The sequence below is a fragment of the Thermus sp. genome, from assembly GCF_039793865.1.
Lineage (GTDB): Bacteria > Deinococcota > Deinococci > Deinococcales > Thermaceae > Thermus.
In genome coordinates, this window is record NZ_JBAMMI010000085.1 from 42,729 (window position 1) to 58,878 (window position 16,150).

Here is a 16,150-nt window from a genome sequence, read left to right on the forward strand (position 1 = left end):
GCAAGTGGGGGGGACCACACTCTGGCCCGGGCGGTTGACGGGGCTTCTAAAGGTTACCAGAATGGAAAGGATGCGCGCCGCCTTTCGCACCCTGGGGTGCAAGGTGAACCAGGTGGAGACCGAGGCCCTTTTGGGCTTTCTCAAGGCGCTGGAGCCCGAGGTGGTCCCCGTGGAGGCCGGGGGGGCGGACCTCGTGGTCATCAACTCCTGCGCCGTCACCACCACGGCGGAGGCGGACACCCGCAAGGAGGTGCGCCGGGCCAGGCGGTACAACCCCGAGGCCTTCATCGTGGTCACGGGGTGCTACGCCGAGCTCGCCCCCGAGGTCCTAAAGGAGCTCGGGGCGGACGCGGTGGTGCCCAACGCCCGCAAGGCCGAGCTTCCCCGGGTGATCCTGGAGCGCTTTGGCCTCCCCTCCGACCCCATCACCACCCCGCCCAACGAGTTCTGGGGGGCGGGGGAAAGGGGGCTTTTAAACAGCCGGGTGCGGGCCTTCCTGAAGGTGCAGGACGGGTGCCAGGCGGGCTGCGCCTACTGCATCATCCCGAGGCTTAGGGGCAAGGAGCGCCACCGGGACTACCGGGAGGCCTTGGCCGAGGCCGAGGCCCTTCTCCGCATGGGGATCCGGGAGATCGTCCTCACCGGGGTGCGCCTCGGGAGCTACCGGGGGCACCCCCGGGGCCTCGCGGGCCTCGTGGAGGACCTTTACCACCTGGGGGCCAAGGTGCGGCTTTCCTCCATAGAACCCGAGGACACGGGGGAGGACCTCCTGAGGACCATTGGCCGCTACGCTCCCGAGGTCAGGCCCCACCTTCACCTCTCCTTGCAGACGGGCTCGGACCGGCTCCTCAAGCTCATGGGCCGCCGCTACGATAAGGCCTACTACCGGGACCTGGTGCGGCGGGCCTACGAGCTCATCCCCGGCTTCGCCCTCACCACCGACGTCATCGCGGGCCTCCCCACGGAGACCGAGGAGGAGCACCGGGAGACCCTGGCCTTCCTGGAGGAGCTCAGGCCCACCCGGGTCCACGCCTTCACCTACACGCCGAGGCCCAAGACCCGGGCGGCCTCCATGCCCCAGGTGCCCCCGGAGGTGAGGAGGCGCCGCACCAAGGAGCTCATCGCCCTGGCCCAGCGCCTGGCGGAGGAGCGGGTCCGCCCCAAGCTCGGGGAGCGGGTGGAGGTCCTGGTGGAAAGGGTCCAGGGGGGCGAGGCCTTAGGCCACACCCCCGACTACTACGAGGCCCGGCTTTCCGGGGAGGCCCGCCCCGGGGAGACGGTCTGGGCCCGGGTCCTGGGGGTGGAGGGGTACGTCCTTTTGGGCCGGGTGGAGGGGGTCAAGGGGCCCCTGGAGCTTCCCGTGCGGTAGGATGCCTTCCATGGGGTGCGTGTTCTGCCGCATCATCGCCGGGGAGCTCCCCTCCAAGAAGGTCTACGAGGACGAGGCCTTCGTGGCCTTCCACGATATAAGGCCCAAGGCCCCGGTGCACGTCCTGGTGGTGCCCAAGGAGCACGTGGAGAAGCTCTCCGACTACCCCGACACCGAGGAGGGGGAGGGGAAGCTCGGGGCCCTTTTCCGCACCGTGGGCCGGGTGGCGCGGCACCTGGGCCTCGAGGGCTACCGCGTCCAGGTGAACGTGGGGGAAAAGGGGGGGCAGGAGGTCTTCCACGTGCACGTGCACGTCATGGGGGGCTGGGGATGAGGAAGCGGTCCAAGACCCTCCCCGCGGGGTCCAGGGCGTAGCCCAAAAGGCCCTCCCGCCCCACCTCCAGGAAGAGGGCGTGGTGGGCCACGGCCAGGGCCCGGCTCCAGGGGAGGGGCGGCCGGGTGGGGTAGAGCCCCGCGCCCCCGCCCCCCACCACCAAGTGGGTGGTGGGGCCCACCTCCAGGCGCTCGTAGTGGTGGTCGTGGCCCGCGAGGACCAGGGCCACCCCGTGCCGCCGGAGGAGGGGCTCCAGGAGGCTCCTTAAGGCGGGGCTTCCCCCGTGGAGCCCCGAGGAGTAGAGGGGGCGGTGGAGGAGGAGGGCTTTCAGGGGAGCGGTGGAGCTTTGGAGGGCCTCCTCCAGCCAGGCCCGCTGGGCCTTGAGGTCGCCTTCCGTGTAGAGGACGAAGGCCTCGAGGCCCCCGAACCGGACCCGGTAGTAGGGCCTCTCCAGCCCGAAGCGCTTGAGCTGCGCCCTAAGGCTTGGGGCGTCGTGGTTGCCGAAGGCGGGGTAGAGGGGAACGGGGGGAAGCTCCTTCAGGAAGGCCTCCACCACGGCGCCCCTAGGGTAGAAGTTGTCCCCGGCGGTGAGGAGGGCCGTGAGGGGGCTATGGGCGTGCTCCCTTTGGAGGAGGGCCGCCACCTGGGCCCGCCCCCAGGTGTTCGCCCCCCAGTCTCCCAGGACCGCAAGCCGCTGGCCCAGGGCCAGGGAGAAGAGGAGGAGAAAGGGGAGAAACCGGCGCAAGGTCTAGGCTTCCGCGGCCCCGTGGGGCTTGAGGCTCGCCTCCTCTACCCCCGCCTTCTCCACCACCTCCTCCGCCACCAGGATGGGCGCCCCCGCCCTTAAGGCCAGGGCCATGGCGTCGGAGGGGCGGGCGTCCACCTCCAGCTCAATCCCCCGGTGCTCCAGGATGAGGCGGGCGTAGAAGGTGCCGTCCCGGAGGTCTATGATCTCCACCCGCTTCAGCTTCGCCTGGAGCATCTCCATCACCGAGAGGAGAAGGTCCGGCGTGAGGGGCCTTGGGGGCTTTTCCCCTTGCAGGGCCACCACGATGTGGTGGGCCTCGAGGGGACCGATGACGATGGGTAAAAGCTTATCGTTCTCCGTCCTGAGCAGGACCACCACGCTGCCGTTTTGGGGGTCCACGCCCAGGGTTTCAATCTTGGCGCTCAGCATGCCTTCAGTATAGACTGGGCCCGTGAGGACCTACCCTGTGGAGATCGCTGGGGTCAAGCGGGAGCTTCCCATTGTCCAGGTGGGGCCGGATGTGGCCGTGGCCCTTTTGAACCTCTTGGGCGACACCGAGCTCACCGAGGCGGCGGCGGAGGAGCTAGCCAAACGCTTGCCCCCGGAGGCGGAAACCCTGGTCACCCCGGAGGTCAAGGCCGTGCCCCTGGCCCACGCCCTTTCCCGCATCACGGGCAAGCCCTACGTGGTGGCCCGCAAGACGGAGAAGCCCTACATGATCAACCCCGTAAGCCGCCAGGTGCTCTCCATCACCACGGGGAAGCCCCAGCTCTTGGTGCTGGACGGGGCGGACGTTTCCCTCATCCGGGGTAAAAAGGTGGCCATCGTGGACGACGTGGTCTCCACGGGCTCCACCCTGGCGGGCCTCAGGGAACTCATCGAGAGCGTGGGGGGAGAGGTGGTGGCGGTGCTCGCCGTCTTCACCGAGGGTACCCCTCGCCAGGACGTCATCGCCCTGGGCCATCTTCCCCTTTTCAAGCCGGAATAGGAGGAGGCTATGGAAACCTACCCCATCGCCATCGGCGGCATCACCCGGCACGTGCCCCTGATTGAGCCCTTACCGGGAAGGCGCATTCCCTTGGTGGAGTTCCTAGGGGACCCAGAGCTCACCCGGGCCGCCGCTTTGGCCTTGAAGCCCCTGGTGCCTTCGGATACCGAGATCCTCTTCACCACCGAGACGAGCCCCATTCCCCTCACCCACGTGCTGGCGGAGGCGTTGGGCCTGCCCTACGTGGTGGCCAGGAGGCGCCGCCGTCCCTACATGGAAGACCCCATCATCCAGGAGGTCCAGACCCTGACCCTGGGGGTGGGAGAGGTGCTCTGGCTGGACCGCCGCTTCGCCGAGAAGCTCCTCAACCAGAAGGTGACCCTGGTTTCCGATGTGGTGGCGAGCGGGGAGACCATGAAGGCCATGGAGAGGATGGTGGTCCGGGCGGGAGGGCACGTGGTGGGGCGGATCGCCGCCTTTAGGCAGGGAAACCCCTCCTTGGAAGTGGCTACCGTGGCCGAGCTCCCGGTGCTTTAGAAACGTTGTGGGGGTGTGCTGGGGGCTGGATGCTTTCCGGCCCCCAGGGGTATTTTGGGGAAGGGGGTTGCATGAAAGGCATCGGGTTGTTGGCCTTTTCGGTTTTGGGCGGTCTGGCTTGGGCTGCCTTCTCCGATGTGCCCCAAGGCCCTCTCACGGAGCAGGTGGAGGCGGTGGTGCGGGCCGGGTGGATTCAGGGGTATCCCGACGGAACCTTTCGCGGGCATGAGGTCTTGAACCGCTACCAGCTGGGGACTGTTTTGGGGCGGGTGCTGAAGGATCTCGGGGTGGAGGGCAAGCCGGTGGCCTTTAAGGACGTGCCCCCCGGGCATTGGGCCCTGGAGCCCCTATCCTTGGCCGTGGCCTGGGGGCTTGTTACCGGTTACCCCGACGGGACCTTTCGGGGGCAGGAGCCCTTGAACCGGGCTGCCTTGGCCGCGGTGCTTGCGCGCATCTTGGAGCGGCTGGGGGTGGCCAGGGAAGCCCTGTTGCCCTGGGACGTGTCCGAGGTTCACTGGGCAGCCCCGGCGGTGCGCCGGGTGGTGGGGGCGGGGCTTATGGACCTGAACCCGGACGGCTCTTTTGGCCTCGAGGCCCCGGTCAACCGCTACCAGATGGCCCGGGTCCTGGCTGCCTTGAGGTCCTTGCTGGAGGGGTTGGGCAAGCTTGGACCTAAGACCCAGGAAGCCCAGCCTTCCCCTCCCTCGCCACCCAGGCAGTCCCCGGGCACCCTTGCCCCAGCGGTGGCCAAGGAGCCCTTGGACCTGCCCGCCAGCTGGGTGGGTATGGCCCGGGGGCAGGTTTGGGTGGTGGGTGAGAAGGCCTGGCTGTGGGCCGCAGGTGAGGCCAAGGAGGCGGGGCCCGCGGGGGCCGGGGTGGCGTTGCCTCCCTGGCGTTTGCAAGGGGGTGTCCTGGAGGACGGCAAGAACCGGTATGTTCCCCTAGGGGCGGGCGGGGGCAAAGAGGTCCTTCCTCCGGTGCTCCGCCGAATGGGTGAGGGGCATTTGGCCCTGGACCCCTCGGGCAACTACCTCTTGCTGGTGAATGCCCGGCCTCTTTGCGATTGCCCAAGCCGGGTGGTGCGCCTGGTGCTTCTTCTGAGCAACCCCGTGGGCCTGTACGCAGAGTACGCTTACCTTTTGGACGGTCCTGAGGCCGAGGTGGCGGGGGTGGCCTGGCCCGATCCCAAGAACCTGCTGGTCCTCGAGGCCCAACCGGGAAGTGCCCGCCTGTACCGGGTCGACCTCAACGCCGGGGAGGACATCGCTTTCAGCGCTTGGGACGAAGGGGGTTTGGAGGAGCGGAACCCCATCCCGGTCCGCCCGGTGGACAAGGTGCTCTTGGCGGAACTCCCCTTGAGCCGACCCAAGGGCTTGGCCCTGGAGGACAAAGATCGCCTCCTGACGGTGATGGAGGACAAGCTGCAGCGGATTCACCTCCCAAGTGCCCTTTGGTAAAGGGCATAAACTCCCGGTCCAGGAGAGCACCCCGCATGGAGGGAGTTTAGCACCCCTCGGATCCCGGGCCCTGGGCATCCGACCGCCGTACCCCCCTTTCCGTGGCCAGGAAGGCCACGGGAATATCCCAGGGGTCCCGGGGAAGGCGAGGCAGGAGGAGGGCCTCGGGCACCACCCCCAGGGAGAGGGCCCTCACTCCAAAGAGGAAGCGGTCGTAGTACCCCTTGCCGTGGCCCAGCCGGAAGCCTTCCCGGTCAAAGGCGAGGCCCGGGACCACGATGAGCTCCAAGACCCCAGGGTCCACGGCCTCGGTGGTGGGCTCCTTAAGGCCGAAGGGCCCTGGCGCCAAGGGGCCCCAGGGGTGGACGCTTAGGCCCTCCCCGGCCACCTTGGGGAGGTAGTAGCGGACGGGGTAGGCCTCCACCAGGGGGGTGAGGTCCAGCTCGTGGGGGAGGGGGTGGTAGAGGAGGATGTGACGGAAGCCCCGTTCCCGAAGCCAGGGGAGGAGGGCCGAGAGGACTTGGCGGGAGAGGGTTTCCCGGTCCAGGGTGCGCCAGACCCGCAGGGCGAGGCGGCGCAGGGCAGGCTTGTCCACGGGGGGAGGGTACTACGTCCCCGCCTTGACACTCAAGCTATTGGAGTGTCAAAATGGGTCTAGGAGGGTAGGGTATGCCGGTCTACGTCTACAAGGGCTTGCAGACGGGCAACTACTACGAGTTTGAGCAGGGCTTCCACGACGAGCCCCTTGCGGCCCATCCCGAGACGGGAGAGCCCCTTAAAAGGGTCATCACCCCGCCCGCCATCATCTTCAAGGGGTCGGGCTGGCACGTGAAGGATTACGCCAAGAAGGACGGCGAGGGCAAGTCCGGGGGCGAGGAGAGCAAGGAGTAATACCACCCCATGCTGGCGCAAGCCGGCATGGAAACCCGGAAAAGGGGTCCCAAAGGGCTCTAAGGCTTCACGCCAAAAGGGTATAAGGCCACTTCAGGCCGGCGCAAGCCGACCTAGGGCCAGCGCACCCGGTCCCCAGGGGCGAAGGTAAGGAGCCCCTCCCGCACTTCCAAGGCTCCCCGGTAGGCGGTGCCGGGGGCGTAGGTTTCCCCCGGCCTCAGGTGGGCCACCCGGAGCACCCGGCCTTCCCCGTCCAGGAAGGCCACCACCACCCCGAAGCGGTACCCCTGGGTGGTGAAGGGGGCGTCGGTGGCCTCGGGGAAGAGGTAGAGGAGGGCCTCGAGGGGCTCTTGCCGTAGGCCGAGCCCCCGAGCCCAGGCCTCGGGGGTGCGGGCCAGGCGGCCCTTCAGGACCTTGGTGCCTTCCGGGGTCTCCACCCGGATGGGGGTGGTGGGGGGAGGGGGCGGGAGCCTGCGGAAGGCCAGGAGGTAGCCGAGAAGGGAGAAGACCGAGAGGAGGATAAGGAGGAGGAAGGCGGCGAGGGGGAAGAGGGGGTTTCGCTCCACTCCACTACCTGGGCCAGAGCCTCAGGGCCTCGCCCCCCACCCGGGCGCCCTCGCTGAGGCCGCGCCTCCGGAACCAGCCCTGGTTCACCTCGAGGGCCCCCTGGTAGACCACCCCGGGGTAGTAGACGGGACAGGGGTCGGCCCTGCAGGGGGCCATGTCCAGGATGCGGAGGACGATCCCTTCTCGGTTGAAGAAGGCGATGGAAAGGGGGATGAGGGTGTTCTTCATCCAAAACCCTCCCGCGGTGGGGGTGGGGAAGAGGAAGACCATGCCCTCGTCCTCTCCTAGGCTTTTCCGGAACATGAGGCCCTGGGCCTGGCGCTCAGGGGTGTCCGCCACCTCCACCTTGAGGGGGTAGCGCTTGCCGTTTCCCTCCACGTAGAGGGTGCTCCGGGGGAAGGTGAGCCCCTGGGCCAGGGCGAGAAGGCCAAGGAGGGCGAGGAGGACAAGGAGGCGCATAGGCCCATTATGGCAGGAGGGCCCTCAGGCGGGCTTGGATTTCCCCCTGCACCGCCTCGAGGCTCCTCGTGGCGTCCAGGACTACGAAACGCTCGGGCTCGGACCGGGCGAGGGCGAGGTAGCCCTCCCGCACCCTCCGGAAGAAGGCCAGCCCCTCCTCCTCAAAGCGGTCCTTGGCCCTTCCCTCCAGGCGCCTCAGGGCCTCCTCCGGGGGAAGGTCCAGGAGGAAGGTGAGGCGGGGCTTTAGGCCCAGGGTGGCCCGCTCGGCCACCTCTTTCAGCCAGGAAAGGGGAAGCCCGCGCCCGAAGCCCTGGTAGGCGAGGCTGGAGTCCAGGTAGCGGTCCGAGACCACCCAGGCCCCCTCCTCCAGGGCGGGGAGGATCGCTTTGCGCACGTGTTCGGCCCGGTCGGCGCTGAGGAGGAGGTACTCGGCCTCGGGGGAAAGGTCCTGGGCGAGGAGGGTCCGGACCTCCCCTATGCCCCCTCCGGGCTCGTGGGTGAGGCGGACCCGGAGGCCCCTTGCCTTCAGGAAGCGGGCGAGGAGGCGGGCTTGGGTGGACTTGCCGCTCCCGTCCAGGCCCTCGAGGGTGAGGAAGACCCCCTTCATCAAAGCCCCGTGGGGTGGTCCAGGAAGACCCAGGGGAGGCCGAAGCGGGCCTCGAGGTGGGCGGCGAGGGCCTTCACCCCGAAGGTCTCCGTGTCGTAGTGGCCGGCGTAGATGACGTTGAGCCCCCGCTCAAAGGTCTCGTGGAAGACGCTGTGCTTGGGCTCCCCGGTGATGAAGAGGTCGGCGTCCACCTTGGGGAGGAGGCTTACCCCCGCCCCCGAGACCAGGATGACGGTCTCCACGTGGTCCGGGCCTCCCTGGTGCACCAGGGGCTGCATCCCCGTGAGCTGGCCCAGGCGGTCCGCCACCTGGAGGAGGGGGGTGGGGATGGGAAAGCGCCCTTTCACCCCCACGTCCCAGGGCTCGAGGTCCACCAGGCCCAGGTCCCGGGCCAGGACGAAGTTGTTCCCCACCTCCTCGTGGGCGTCCAGGGGGAGGTGGGCGGCGTAAAGGTTGATGCCCCCCTGGAAGAGGAGGTCCAGGCGGCGCTTGTGGTGGCCCACGAGGGGAAAGGGCTTCCCCCAGAAGAGGCCGTGGTGCACCAGGAGGAAGTCCACCCCCTCCTCCAGGGCCCTCCGGAAGATGGCCTCCCCGGCGTCCACCGCCGCCCCCACCTTGCGCACCGCCCGCCTCCCCTCCACCTGGAGGCCGTTTAGGGAGGGGTCCTCTGGGAAGGCCTGGAGCCTAAGGTAGGCGTCCAGATACCGCACCAGCTCGTCCCGGTCCATGGGACAAGCTTACCCCAGGGCCCCGGCGCCCCGGTGCGCGAATGACCGGTCAGTATCATGGGGGCATGGAGCCCGAGGTCTTGCTGAAGCTCCGCTTCCTTTCGGATCTCGTCCCCGGCCCCGAGGGCTTCCCCCTTTTCCTCCTCACCGAGATCCAGGAGGGGGACCCTCCCCGCTACCGTTCCCGCCTGGCCCTTTTTGACGGGAGCCTGCGCTTCCTCACCCAGGAGGGGGCGAGAAGGCCCCGCTACGCCCACCCGTACGTTTACTTCCTGCGCAAGGTGGGGGAGGGAGAAGAGCTTTTCCGCCTGGACCTTCGGGGGGGCGAGGCGGAAAGGCTCACGGAGACGGCCGGGGTGCTGGACTACGCCCTGGGCCCGGGGGGCGAGGTGGTCTTCCTGGCGCTGAAGGAGGCCCCAAGGCCCGGGGCGCCCCGCGTCTTTGAGGGCTGGCCTTTCAAGTTTGACGGGCGAGGCCTCCTCCCCGAGGGAAACGTGGCCCTTTACGCCTTGGAGAAGGGGAGGCCCCGTCTCCTCCTGGACCGCTACCCCGCCCCCAAGGAAATGGTTTACGCCCCCGAGGGCCTTTATTTGGTGATGCCCGAGGACCTCGAGGCCCAGATGGAGGGTCGGGATGCCCTCTACCTCCTCCGGGAGGGGCGCTTGGAGAGGGTCTACGGGGGTGTGGGCCCCATCTTCGGCCTGGAGTGGAGCCCAGAGGGCCTCTTCTTCCTGGGGCACGCCTTTGAGCGGGGCGGGGGGACGGAGGCGAGGCTTTACCACCTCAAGGGGGGCGAGGCCCGGGTGCTCCTGGAGGGGAGCCTAGGGAACTCCCTGAACTCCGACCTCCGCTTTGGCCAGCACGCCCAAGGCCCCAAGTGGGGCGGGGACGGGGTCTACGTGGTGCGCACCGAGGCCGGGAGGGCGAGGCTTTACCGGGTGGACCTGGAGGGGAGGGTGGAGGCCCTCACCGAGGAGGGAAGCGTTCTCGCCTTCGCCCTCACGGAGCGGGGGCTCTTCCTCCTCAAGGAGGGCCTCACCCGCCCGGCCCGCCTCGAGGGCCCCTTGGGCACCTTTGACCCCAACGCCGGGGTCTTGGACCTGGCCGAGCCCCTCTACACCGAGTGGACAAGCCCCGAGGGGCACGAGGTCCCGGGGTGGGTCCTTCTGCCCGAGGGGGAGGGGCCCCACCCGGTGATCCTCTACATCCACGGGGGGCCCCACACCGCCTTCGGCGAGGCCCCCATGCTGGAGTTCCAGCTCTTCCTCCGGGCGGGCTACGCCGTGGCCTTCTCCAACCCCCGGGGCTCCACGGGCTACGGCCAGGACTTCGCCCTCCTGGAGGGAGAGTGGGGGGAGCGGGACGAGCGGGACCTCCTGGGCTTCCTGGACCACGTGCTCGCCCACTTTCCCCTGGACCCTAAGCGGGTGGGGGTGGCGGGGGGAAGCTACGGGGGGTACATGACGAACTGGCTCACGGCCCGCCACCCCGAGCGCTTCCGGGCGGCGGTCACCGACCGGAGCATCTGCAACTGGCTGAGCTTCTTCGGGGCGAGCGACATCGGCCCCCGGTTCACCTACCTGGAGCTTGGGGCCAGGCCCTGGGAAAGGCCCGAGGTGCTCTGGGAGAAGAGCCCCCTCCGCTTCGTCCACCGGGTCCGGACCCCCACCCTCGTGGTCCACTCGGAGGCCGACCACCGCTGTCCCATAGACCAGGGGGAGACCTGGTACACGGCCCTCCTCCACCTCGGGGTGCGGACCCGCTTCTTCCGGGTGCCGGAGGAGGGGCACGAGCTTTCCCGCTCGGGCCGGCCGGACCGAAGGATCGCCCGGCTTAGGGCCTACCTGGACTGGTGGCGGGAAAACCTGTAGGGCCGGGGGGCCTAGGCCTGGTTCTCCGCCACGGGCTCGGGGATGGGGCCGAAGGTCTCCTCGTAGCGGGCCACGTTTTCCGCCAGGCTCCTTAGGAGGGCCTTGGCGTGCTGGGGGCTGGTGATGACCCGGCTCACCACCATGGCCCCGCCCTGGGGCTGGAGCAGGGCGAAGTCCAGGATGAACTCGTTCTTGGTGTGGGCGATGAGGGCCAGGTTGGTGTAGCGGCCTAGGGCGGTGTCCTTGTCTATCTGGATGTCCAACTTGAGTTCGCTCATTTAAGGGCCTCCTCTAGCTTGGGCAACACCCTTTTTAGGGTGAGCCGTGCCCGGCCTAGGCTTTTCACCCCGTCCAGGAAAAGGAGAAGGTGATGCCCAGGAAGGGGCGCCAAAAGCAGCGCCCCTTCTGGGTACTCTATCATGACCTCTTCCAGGTCTTCCTGGCCCAAGCCCTGGGCCAGGGCCTGGGCCGTGCCCAAGGCGGTGGCGGCCCGGGCGGAGAGGAGGCCGGGCTCCGGAGCCCCCTCCTCGCGAACCTCCTCCACCACAAAGCCGTCCTCGCTGAGCAGGGCCGCCACCCGCACTCCCCGGGTGGCCTTGAGTTCCTTGAGGGCTTCCTCCACCATCTCTCCTCCTAGAGGCCCTGCACCTTTAGGGCGATGCGGGAAAGCTCCTGGCCGATGGCCTTGCGGTCCATGCCCCGTTCGATCACTGCCCCCAGGATGTACTCCCCCACCCTCAGGGCCAGCACCTCCTGCTGGTCCGTGGCCAGGGTGAAGCGGCGCACGTCCCCCGAGAGGGCCTCGGCCAGAGGGGCCATGTGGCGCACCAGGGAGGCGAGCTCCGCCGCCAGGACCTCGGCGGGGGGGGCGCCCCGGCCCAGGGCCTCAATCACCAGGCCGTCCAGCCCCGTGAGGACCGCCCGCCGCACCCCTAGGGGGGCCAGGCTTTCTAGGTAAGCCATCCCGCCACCTCCCAAAGCCTTTCCCTGGCCTTGGCCGTTTGCCACCGCGCCTGGCCGAGGTTGCCCTCGGCCTCTAGAAGAAGGAGGAGGAAGAGGTCCGAAGACCCTTGCCTAAAGGCCCAACCCTCCCGGGATGTGGAGCCAGCGCGCACCATTCGGGCATAGCCTACCACGGGATGCCCCCCCACCAGAAGCTCCTCTACCCTGGGGGTGCCTAGGCTTCCCGCGTAGGCGGCCCGGGCCTGGCGCAGGAGGGCGGCGTGCTCGGCCACGGCTGCCTCCAGGTCCACCCGTCTCCGGCCGACCCCTTCCACCAAGAGGCCCTCCAGGGTGCCGATGGCGGCGGCGAAAGCCCCGTCCACCCGGTCCAGGAGGTCCTGCAAGAGGGTTTCGGTAGGGCTTTCGGGACGTCTCATCTTCGCTGAAAGCGCGCCCTTCCCGGGCCGGATGGCTTCAGAGGGGCTTCCTCCCCTCCAGGGCCCGGCCCAGGGTCACCTCGTCGGCGTACTCCAGGCTCCCCCCCACGGGGAGGCCGTAGGCGGGCCGGGTCACCCGCACCCCCCGCTTCTTCAGCTCCTCGGCGAGGAAGAGGGCGGTGGCCTCCCCCTCCACGGTCATGGAGGTGGCGAGGACCACCTCCTCCACGCCTTTAAGCCGCCGGAAGAGGCCCTCCAGGTTGAGCTCCTTGGGGCCGATGCCCTCCAAGGGGTTCAGGGCCCCTCCCAGGACGTGGTAGAGGCCCCGGAACTCCCCGCTCCGCTCCAGGGCGTACAGGTCGGCCACGCTCTCCACCACGGCGAGGAGGGAGCGGTCCCGGTCCTCGTCCCGGCAGATGGGGCAGAGCTCCCCCTCGGCCAGGTTGCCGCACTCGCGGCAGACCCCCAGGCCCTCCAGGCCCGCCAAGGCCGCCCCCAGCTCCTCGGCCTCCTCCCGGTGGAAGGCCAGGAAGAGGGCCAGCTTCTGGGCGGTCTTGGGGCCGACGCCGGGCAGGCGGGAGAGGGCCCGGGTGAGCTTGAGGAGGCTTTCCGGGTAGCGCATCTAAAGGAGCTTCCCCAGCATGTCCCCCACGCCCCCGAGCTCCCGGGCCATCTCCTTTTCCGAGAGCTCGTGGGCCTTCCTCTGGGCGTCCTGGATGGCCACCAAAAGGAGGTCCTCGAGGCCCTCGAGGTCTTCCTGGAAGGCCTTCAGGGCCTCGGGCTTAAGCCTCAGGGCGAGGATCTTGCCGTGGCCGTTCGCCTCCACCTCCACCAGGCCCTGGGCCGAGCCCACCACGGTCATTCGCTCCAGCCGCTCTTGGACCTCGGCGGCCTTCTTCTGGGCCTTCTGGGCTTCCTTCAAGAGCTTCTGCAGGTTCATGCTCCCTCCCCCATGAGTATAGTGGAGGCATGGAGCGCCCAAGAAGGCTTCGCTCGCCCCTTCTCCGCCCCCTGGTGGCCGAGGTGGAGCTCTCCCCCAGGCACCTCGTTCTCCCCCTCTTCGTGAAGGAGGGCGGGGAGAAGGAGGAGGTTTCCTCCATGCCCGGGGTCTTCCGCTACCCCCTCGCCGAGCTTCCCCGAGCGGGGGAGGAGGCCCTGAGGGCGGGCCTTGGAGGCGTGATCCTCTTTGGCGTCCTGCCACAGGAGGCCAAGGACCCCCTGGGCCAGGGGGCCTACGCCGAGGACGGGGTGGTGCAGCGGGCCCTAAGGCTTCTAAAACAGGAGTTTCCCGAGCTTCTGGTCATGGCCGACACCTGCCTTTGCGAGTACACGGACCACGGCCACTGCGGGGTGGTGAGGGAAGGCCCTCTGGGCTTCTACGTGGACAACGACGCCACCCTGGACCTCCTCGCCAAGACCGCCCTCTCCCAGGCCCAGGCGGGGGCGGACGTGGTGGCCCCAAGCGCCATGATGGACGGGCAGGTCAAGGCCATCCGGGAGGCCTTGGACCGGGGAGGCTTCGCCCACGTGCCCATCCTCTCCTACGCCGTGAAGTACGCCTCCGCCTTCTATGGGCCCTTCCGGGAGGCGGCCCAGAGTGCCCCGGGCTTCGGCGACCGCTCCGGCTACCAGATGGACCCCCGGGCGGGCCTGTGGGACGCCCTGAGGGAGGCGGCCTTGGACGACCTGGAGGGGGCGGACATGCTCATGGTGAAGCCCGCCCTCCCCTACCTGGACGTGCTTTCCGCCCTGAAGGGGCGCTTCGCCAAGCCCCTCTTCGCCTACCAGGTCTCCGGGGAGTACGCCATGCTGAAGGCCGCGGCCCTGAAAGGCTGGCTGGACGAAAGGCGGGCCGTGCTGGAAAGCCTCTTTGCCCTCCGCCGCGCCGGGGCCCAGGGGATCCTCACCTACTACGCCCTCGAGGCCGCCCGCTGGCTGAAGGAGGCCTAAGTACCCCACCGCGGCAAAAGCCGCGGTGGGGGCCCCAAAAGCGTTTTCCCATAGCCTCAGCTCGGGTATCCCATGTTGCGAAGCCAACGCGCGGGCACTTAGCTCGCCCCTGACCGGGGGTCGTACCCCTTTGGCGCGAATCCTCCGCCCCAAAGCCGGGTCGTACGGCTCTTTGGGAGCGTGGGGGGCTCAGGCCTGGGTGGTCCTGGGGGCTTGCCTAGGGGCGGGCACGCCTCCCCTTAAGAGGGTGTGGCCGGAGGCCAAGGCCACCCCGGCCCCGGCCAGGACGAAGACCGCTGGGGCGCCGATCCGCCCCTCTGGGGCTCCGCCCAGCATGGTGCCGAGGAGCACGGCGGCGTTCATCACGGCGCTGATGGTCTCGAGGGCCATGGACGCCTCCACGAAGCCGAAGCCCGGCGAACCCACCCCCGGCCACCCGGTGGACCTTGCTCCCCGCCTGGGAGACCAGGTAGGAGAGGATGAGCCGGGCGAAGGCCTTGTGGCGTAAGGTGGGGATTGTATCAAGATTCGGGGTGGAGGACCAGGTAGGCCACCCTGCGCCCCTCCCGGGCGAGCACCAGGGTTCCCTCGGGCAGGCGGTAGAGGAGGAGGTCCTTGAGCCGCTTTGGCACCTCCCCCGCCTGGCCCACGTAGGCCGTGTCCTCCCTGAGGCGGAGGGAGAGGACGCTACTCCCCACCTTGAGGGCCTGGGGCTCGGGGGAGAGGGAAAGGAGGTGGACCTCGCCCCCCAGGGTCTCCTGGGTGGGGGGACGGCGGCCCAGGTATTCCCGGAGGGCCTCGCCCAGGGTATGGGCCTCCCCCTCCAGGCCCAGGGCCCGGCCCACCTCCAGGAGAAAGGGAAGGGGGTCTTGGGGCCCCAGGCGCTTTAGGGTCAGCTCCAGGCCCTTGCGGGCGAAGTCCAGGAGAGCCTCTTCCGGGGCTTGGCGGTACTTTTCCGCCAGGCCGGGCCCGAAGGCCTCGGGCTGGAACTCCCCCTTGAGCCTGGCGGAGAGGGCCCGGAGGAGGCGGAGGTGGGCGTAGTCCCCCTTAGGGCTGAGGAGGAGGGCCACCACCCGCCCCTCGGAGAGCAGTTCGTAGAGGCGGAGACCGCTTCGGGCCTCCAGCCTGAGGTGGAGGAGGTCTTCCTCCCGCACCGCCCAGACCTCGAGGTCCTCCCAGGGGAGGACCAAGGTCTCCTCCAGGGGGTGGTCCTCGCCCCCAAGGCCCAGGTGCCAGCGGCCCTCGGCCTGGCTCAGGGTGAGGGTGAGGGGGCCCAGGGGAACGCGGCCCGGCCGCAAGGGAAGGGTGGCCAGGTTCTCTCCCACCCGGCCAGGGGGGGGCACCTCGGGCCAGGGGGTTTCCCCTTGAGGGGTGGGGAGGAGGTTGAGGAGGGCGAGGACCTTCTCCAGGGCCACGCGGAACCGGCGCCTCTCCTCCTCCAGGAGGAGCTCCCTCCGCCGCTCTTCCAGGGCCTCCTGTTTGAGGCGTTCCTCCAGGCGGGCGATCTCCTTAGGCCCTGCCCCGAGCCTTCGCGCCTCCTCCAGGGCCCGCCTCAGGGCGGCGAGGTCCCGCCTGGGGGAGAGGCCGTAGGCCCCGTCCCAGTCCAGGAGGCGGTTGAGGAAGCGGCGCACGTAGGTGCGGGTTTCCTCGGGGGGCAGGGGGAGGTCCTGGGGCAGGCGCAGGGCGGTCTCCAGGTACTCCAGGAGGAGGGCCTCGGCCACCTTGGGGTCCTCGAGGTCCACCAGGGGGTCCGAGAGGGCGGGGATGGGGTGGGTGGGGACGAAGCGGGCCAGGTTGAAGTCCCGCCGGAAGCCCTCCTGCTCCCGGTAGGCCCCGTAGTTCTGCAGAAAGGCGTGGACGAGCCTCAGTTCCTCACGCCTGCCCGAGAGGAAGTCCTTGGCCCGGTTTTTCACCTCCCGCTCGGCGAGGAGGCGCCACACCTTCAGGGAGATCCTCTTGAGGCGCTCCTGGATCTCGTCCTCCTGGGGGGCTTCGGGCTCCTCGAGGAGGAGGGCGGGGAGGTCTGGGGGAGCCGGGGGGGCTTGGGGAGTCCCGCCCCGCAGGGCCCGGAGGCGGGCGTCGGCCTGGCGGAAACGCTTGGCGAGGGGCGGGGGGAGGCGGGAGTCCGCCAGGAGGGCCCTAAGCTCCAGGAGGGCCCGCTTCCCCCCTTTGGGGGTGCGGCCCTGGAGAAGGTCCTCCACCCGGTACTCGTAGAGGTCCACCAGGTCGGCCAGGCGCTCCACGCTCCCATCCTATACAATGGAC

22 protein-coding genes and 1 pseudogene are annotated in these 16,150 nt (G+C 69.2%); 8 read left to right on the forward strand and 15 right to left on the reverse strand.

Features of this window, described 5'->3' with window-relative positions; genetic code table 11:
• Positions 1 to 70: 70 nt before the first annotated feature.
• The gene (locus ABJK26_RS07900) at positions 71 to 1,369 is read left to right on the forward strand and encodes a MiaB/RimO family radical SAM methylthiotransferase (protein WP_347241735.1); all 1,299 of its coding nucleotides are present in this window, start codon (positions 71 to 73) and stop codon (positions 1,367 to 1,369) included.
• A gap of 10 nt (positions 1,370 to 1,379) precedes the next feature.
• Positions 1,380 to 1,703, forward strand: coding sequence for a histidine triad nucleotide-binding protein (locus tag ABJK26_RS07905; protein ID WP_347241736.1), 324 nt, complete (start codon positions 1,380 to 1,382; stop codon positions 1,701 to 1,703).
• Here ABJK26_RS07905 and ABJK26_RS07910 read toward each other — a convergent pair.
• Together ABJK26_RS07910 and ABJK26_RS07915 are read right to left on the reverse strand one after the other, a co-directional pair.
• On the reverse strand, positions 1,684 to 2,448 hold the full coding sequence (locus ABJK26_RS07910; protein ID WP_347241737.1) for a metallophosphoesterase: 765 nt from the start codon (positions 2,446 to 2,448) through the stop codon (positions 1,684 to 1,686). The two genes, ABJK26_RS07905 and ABJK26_RS07910, sit on opposite strands and share 20 nt — an antisense overlap.
• A gap of 3 nt (positions 2,449 to 2,451) precedes the next feature.
• Positions 2,452 to 2,880, reverse strand: coding sequence for a bifunctional nuclease family protein (locus ABJK26_RS07915; protein WP_347241738.1), 429 nt, complete (start codon positions 2,878 to 2,880; stop codon positions 2,452 to 2,454).
• 22 nt (positions 2,881 to 2,902) lie between these two features.
• On the opposite strand from ABJK26_RS07915, the gene ABJK26_RS07920 reads away from it, so the two are divergent.
• The 3 genes from ABJK26_RS07920 to ABJK26_RS07930 all read left to right on the forward strand — a co-directional run bounded on the left by ABJK26_RS07920 (position 2,903) and on the right by ABJK26_RS07930 (position 5,433).
• Complete coding sequence (locus tag ABJK26_RS07920; protein WP_347241739.1) at positions 2,903 to 3,439, forward strand: phosphoribosyltransferase family protein; 537 nt, start codon at positions 2,903 to 2,905, stop codon at positions 3,437 to 3,439.
• A gap of 9 nt (positions 3,440 to 3,448) precedes the next feature.
• Positions 3,449 to 3,976 (forward strand): adenine phosphoribosyltransferase, encoded by a 528-nt coding sequence (locus ABJK26_RS07925; protein WP_347241740.1) that lies wholly within the window; start codon positions 3,449 to 3,451, stop codon positions 3,974 to 3,976.
• A gap of 71 nt (positions 3,977 to 4,047) precedes the next feature.
• Positions 4,048 to 5,433, forward strand: coding sequence for an S-layer homology domain-containing protein (locus tag ABJK26_RS07930; RefSeq protein ID WP_347241741.1), 1,386 nt, complete (start codon positions 4,048 to 4,050; stop codon positions 5,431 to 5,433).
• Positions 5,434 to 5,479: 46 nt separating this feature from the next.
• On the opposite strand, the gene ABJK26_RS07935 is transcribed toward ABJK26_RS07930, so the two are convergent.
• Positions 5,480 to 6,028: a 5-formyltetrahydrofolate cyclo-ligase gene (locus ABJK26_RS07935; protein ID WP_347241742.1), complete on the reverse strand. Its 549-nt coding sequence runs from the start codon at positions 6,026 to 6,028 to the stop codon at positions 5,480 to 5,482.
• 74 nt (positions 6,029 to 6,102) lie between these two features.
• Here ABJK26_RS07935 and ABJK26_RS07940 point away from each other — a divergent pair, with 74 nt between their 5' ends.
• On the forward strand, positions 6,103 to 6,324 hold the full coding sequence (locus ABJK26_RS07940) for an FmdB family transcriptional regulator (protein ID WP_347241743.1): 222 nt from the start codon (positions 6,103 to 6,105) through the stop codon (positions 6,322 to 6,324).
• 113 nt (positions 6,325 to 6,437) lie between these two features.
• Here ABJK26_RS07940 and ABJK26_RS07945 read toward each other — a convergent pair whose 3' ends face one another.
• The 4 genes from ABJK26_RS07945 to ABJK26_RS07960 are packed head-to-tail and all read right to left on the reverse strand — an operon-like array spanning position 6,438 to position 8,685.
• Positions 6,438 to 6,890 (reverse strand): DUF192 domain-containing protein, encoded by a 453-nt coding sequence (locus ABJK26_RS07945; protein WP_347241744.1) that lies wholly within the window; start codon positions 6,888 to 6,890, stop codon positions 6,438 to 6,440.
• A 4-nt stretch (positions 6,891 to 6,894) separates the two neighbouring features.
• Positions 6,895 to 7,350: a DUF192 domain-containing protein gene (locus ABJK26_RS07950; RefSeq protein WP_347241745.1), complete on the reverse strand. Its 456-nt coding sequence runs from the start codon at positions 7,348 to 7,350 to the stop codon at positions 6,895 to 6,897.
• Positions 7,351 to 7,357: 7 nt separating this feature from the next.
• Positions 7,358 to 7,957, reverse strand: a complete 600-nt coding sequence (gene tmk / locus ABJK26_RS07955; RefSeq protein WP_347241746.1) for a dTMP kinase — start codon at positions 7,955 to 7,957, stop codon at positions 7,358 to 7,360.
• On the reverse strand, positions 7,957 to 8,685 hold the full coding sequence (locus ABJK26_RS07960; protein ID WP_347241747.1) for a Nif3-like dinuclear metal center hexameric protein: 729 nt from the start codon (positions 8,683 to 8,685) through the stop codon (positions 7,957 to 7,959). The genes tmk and ABJK26_RS07960 overlap by 1 nt, the downstream gene beginning before the upstream one ends.
• 65 nt (positions 8,686 to 8,750) lie before the next feature.
• Between ABJK26_RS07960 and ABJK26_RS07965 the strand changes: the two genes are divergently transcribed.
• Complete coding sequence (locus ABJK26_RS07965; RefSeq protein ID WP_347241748.1) at positions 8,751 to 10,556, forward strand: S9 family peptidase; 1,806 nt, start codon at positions 8,751 to 8,753, stop codon at positions 10,554 to 10,556.
• A gap of 11 nt (positions 10,557 to 10,567) precedes the next feature.
• On the opposite strand, the gene ABJK26_RS07970 is transcribed toward ABJK26_RS07965, so the two are convergent.
• The 6 genes from ABJK26_RS07970 to ABJK26_RS07995 are packed head-to-tail and all read right to left on the reverse strand — an operon-like array spanning position 10,568 to position 12,875.
• Positions 10,568 to 10,834, reverse strand: coding sequence for a DUF3467 domain-containing protein (locus tag ABJK26_RS07970; RefSeq protein ID WP_347241749.1), 267 nt, complete (start codon positions 10,832 to 10,834; stop codon positions 10,568 to 10,570).
• Positions 10,831 to 11,178, reverse strand: coding sequence for a roadblock/LC7 domain-containing protein (locus ABJK26_RS07975; RefSeq protein ID WP_347241774.1), 348 nt, complete (start codon positions 11,176 to 11,178; stop codon positions 10,831 to 10,833). The genes ABJK26_RS07970 and ABJK26_RS07975 overlap by 4 nt, the downstream gene beginning before the upstream one ends.
• A gap of 11 nt (positions 11,179 to 11,189) precedes the next feature.
• Positions 11,190 to 11,519: a roadblock/LC7 domain-containing protein gene (locus ABJK26_RS07980; RefSeq protein WP_347241750.1), complete on the reverse strand. Its 330-nt coding sequence runs from the start codon at positions 11,517 to 11,519 to the stop codon at positions 11,190 to 11,192.
• Positions 11,507 to 11,935, reverse strand: coding sequence for a hypothetical protein (locus tag ABJK26_RS07985; protein WP_347241751.1), 429 nt, complete (start codon positions 11,933 to 11,935; stop codon positions 11,507 to 11,509). Before ABJK26_RS07985 ends, ABJK26_RS07980 begins: the two co-directional genes overlap by 13 nt.
• Before the next feature lie 37 nt (positions 11,936 to 11,972).
• Positions 11,973 to 12,557, reverse strand: coding sequence for a recombination mediator RecR (gene recR / locus ABJK26_RS07990; protein WP_347241752.1), 585 nt, complete (start codon positions 12,555 to 12,557; stop codon positions 11,973 to 11,975).
• Positions 12,558 to 12,875 carry a YbaB/EbfC family nucleoid-associated protein gene (locus ABJK26_RS07995; RefSeq protein WP_347241753.1) on the reverse strand — a complete coding sequence of 106 codons (318 nt, stop codon included), beginning with the start codon at positions 12,873 to 12,875 and terminating at the stop codon, positions 12,558 to 12,560.
• 29 nt (positions 12,876 to 12,904) lie between these two features.
• Here ABJK26_RS07995 and hemB point away from each other — a divergent pair, with 29 nt between their 5' ends.
• A complete protein-coding gene (gene hemB, locus ABJK26_RS08000; protein WP_347241754.1) occupies positions 12,905 to 13,885 on the forward strand; it encodes a porphobilinogen synthase in 981 nt (326 codons plus the stop codon).
• Positions 13,886 to 14,074: 189 nt separating this feature from the next.
• On the opposite strand, the pseudogene ABJK26_RS08005 reads toward hemB, so the two are convergent.
• Positions 14,075 to 14,320, reverse strand: a pseudogene (locus tag ABJK26_RS08005) (hypothetical protein); the annotation flags it as partial.
• 86 nt (positions 14,321 to 14,406) lie between these two features.
• Positions 14,407 to 16,128: a hypothetical protein gene (locus tag ABJK26_RS08010; RefSeq protein ID WP_347241755.1), complete on the reverse strand. Its 1,722-nt coding sequence runs from the start codon at positions 16,126 to 16,128 to the stop codon at positions 14,407 to 14,409.
• Positions 16,129 to 16,150 lie beyond the last annotated feature (22 nt).

What these genes read in the sequence shown, in the direction of transcription:
- ABJK26_RS07985 (WP_347241751.1), bottom strand. Translation starts at nt 11,935, where the DNA reads ATGAGACGTCCCGAAAGCCCTACCGAAACCCTCTTGCAGGACCTCCTG.
- ABJK26_RS07905 (WP_347241736.1), top strand. Translation starts at nt 1,380, where the DNA reads ATGGGGTGCGTGTTCTGCCGCATCATCGCCGGGGAGCTCCCCTCCAAG.
- ABJK26_RS07970 (WP_347241749.1), bottom strand. Translation starts at nt 10,834, where the DNA reads ATGAGCGAACTCAAGTTGGACATCCAGATAGACAAGGACACCGCCCTA.
- hemB (WP_347241754.1), top strand. Translation starts at nt 12,905, where the DNA reads ATGGAGCGCCCAAGAAGGCTTCGCTCGCCCCTTCTCCGCCCCCTGGTG.
- ABJK26_RS07940 (WP_347241743.1), top strand. Translation starts at nt 6,103, where the DNA reads ATGCCGGTCTACGTCTACAAGGGCTTGCAGACGGGCAACTACTACGAG.
- ABJK26_RS07995 (WP_347241753.1), bottom strand. Translation starts at nt 12,875, where the DNA reads ATGAACCTGCAGAAGCTCTTGAAGGAAGCCCAGAAGGCCCAGAAGAAG.
- ABJK26_RS07960 (WP_347241747.1), bottom strand. Translation starts at nt 8,685, where the DNA reads ATGGACCGGGACGAGCTGGTGCGGTATCTGGACGCCTACCTTAGGCTC.
- tmk (WP_347241746.1), bottom strand. Translation starts at nt 7,957, where the DNA reads ATGAAGGGGGTCTTCCTCACCCTCGAGGGCCTGGACGGGAGCGGCAAG.
- ABJK26_RS07925 (WP_347241740.1), top strand. Translation starts at nt 3,449, where the DNA reads ATGGAAACCTACCCCATCGCCATCGGCGGCATCACCCGGCACGTGCCC.
- ABJK26_RS07980 (WP_347241750.1), bottom strand. Translation starts at nt 11,519, where the DNA reads ATGGCTTACCTAGAAAGCCTGGCCCCCCTAGGGGTGCGGCGGGCGGTC.
- ABJK26_RS07930 (WP_347241741.1), top strand. Translation starts at nt 4,048, where the DNA reads ATGAAAGGCATCGGGTTGTTGGCCTTTTCGGTTTTGGGCGGTCTGGCT.
- recR (WP_347241752.1), bottom strand. Translation starts at nt 12,557, where the DNA reads ATGCGCTACCCGGAAAGCCTCCTCAAGCTCACCCGGGCCCTCTCCCGC.
- ABJK26_RS07965 (WP_347241748.1), top strand. Translation starts at nt 8,751, where the DNA reads ATGGAGCCCGAGGTCTTGCTGAAGCTCCGCTTCCTTTCGGATCTCGTC.
- ABJK26_RS07900 (WP_347241735.1), top strand. Translation starts at nt 71, where the DNA reads ATGCGCGCCGCCTTTCGCACCCTGGGGTGCAAGGTGAACCAGGTGGAG.
- ABJK26_RS07915 (WP_347241738.1), bottom strand. Translation starts at nt 2,880, where the DNA reads ATGCTGAGCGCCAAGATTGAAACCCTGGGCGTGGACCCCCAAAACGGC.
- ABJK26_RS07950 (WP_347241745.1), bottom strand. Translation starts at nt 7,350, where the DNA reads ATGCGCCTCCTTGTCCTCCTCGCCCTCCTTGGCCTTCTCGCCCTGGCC.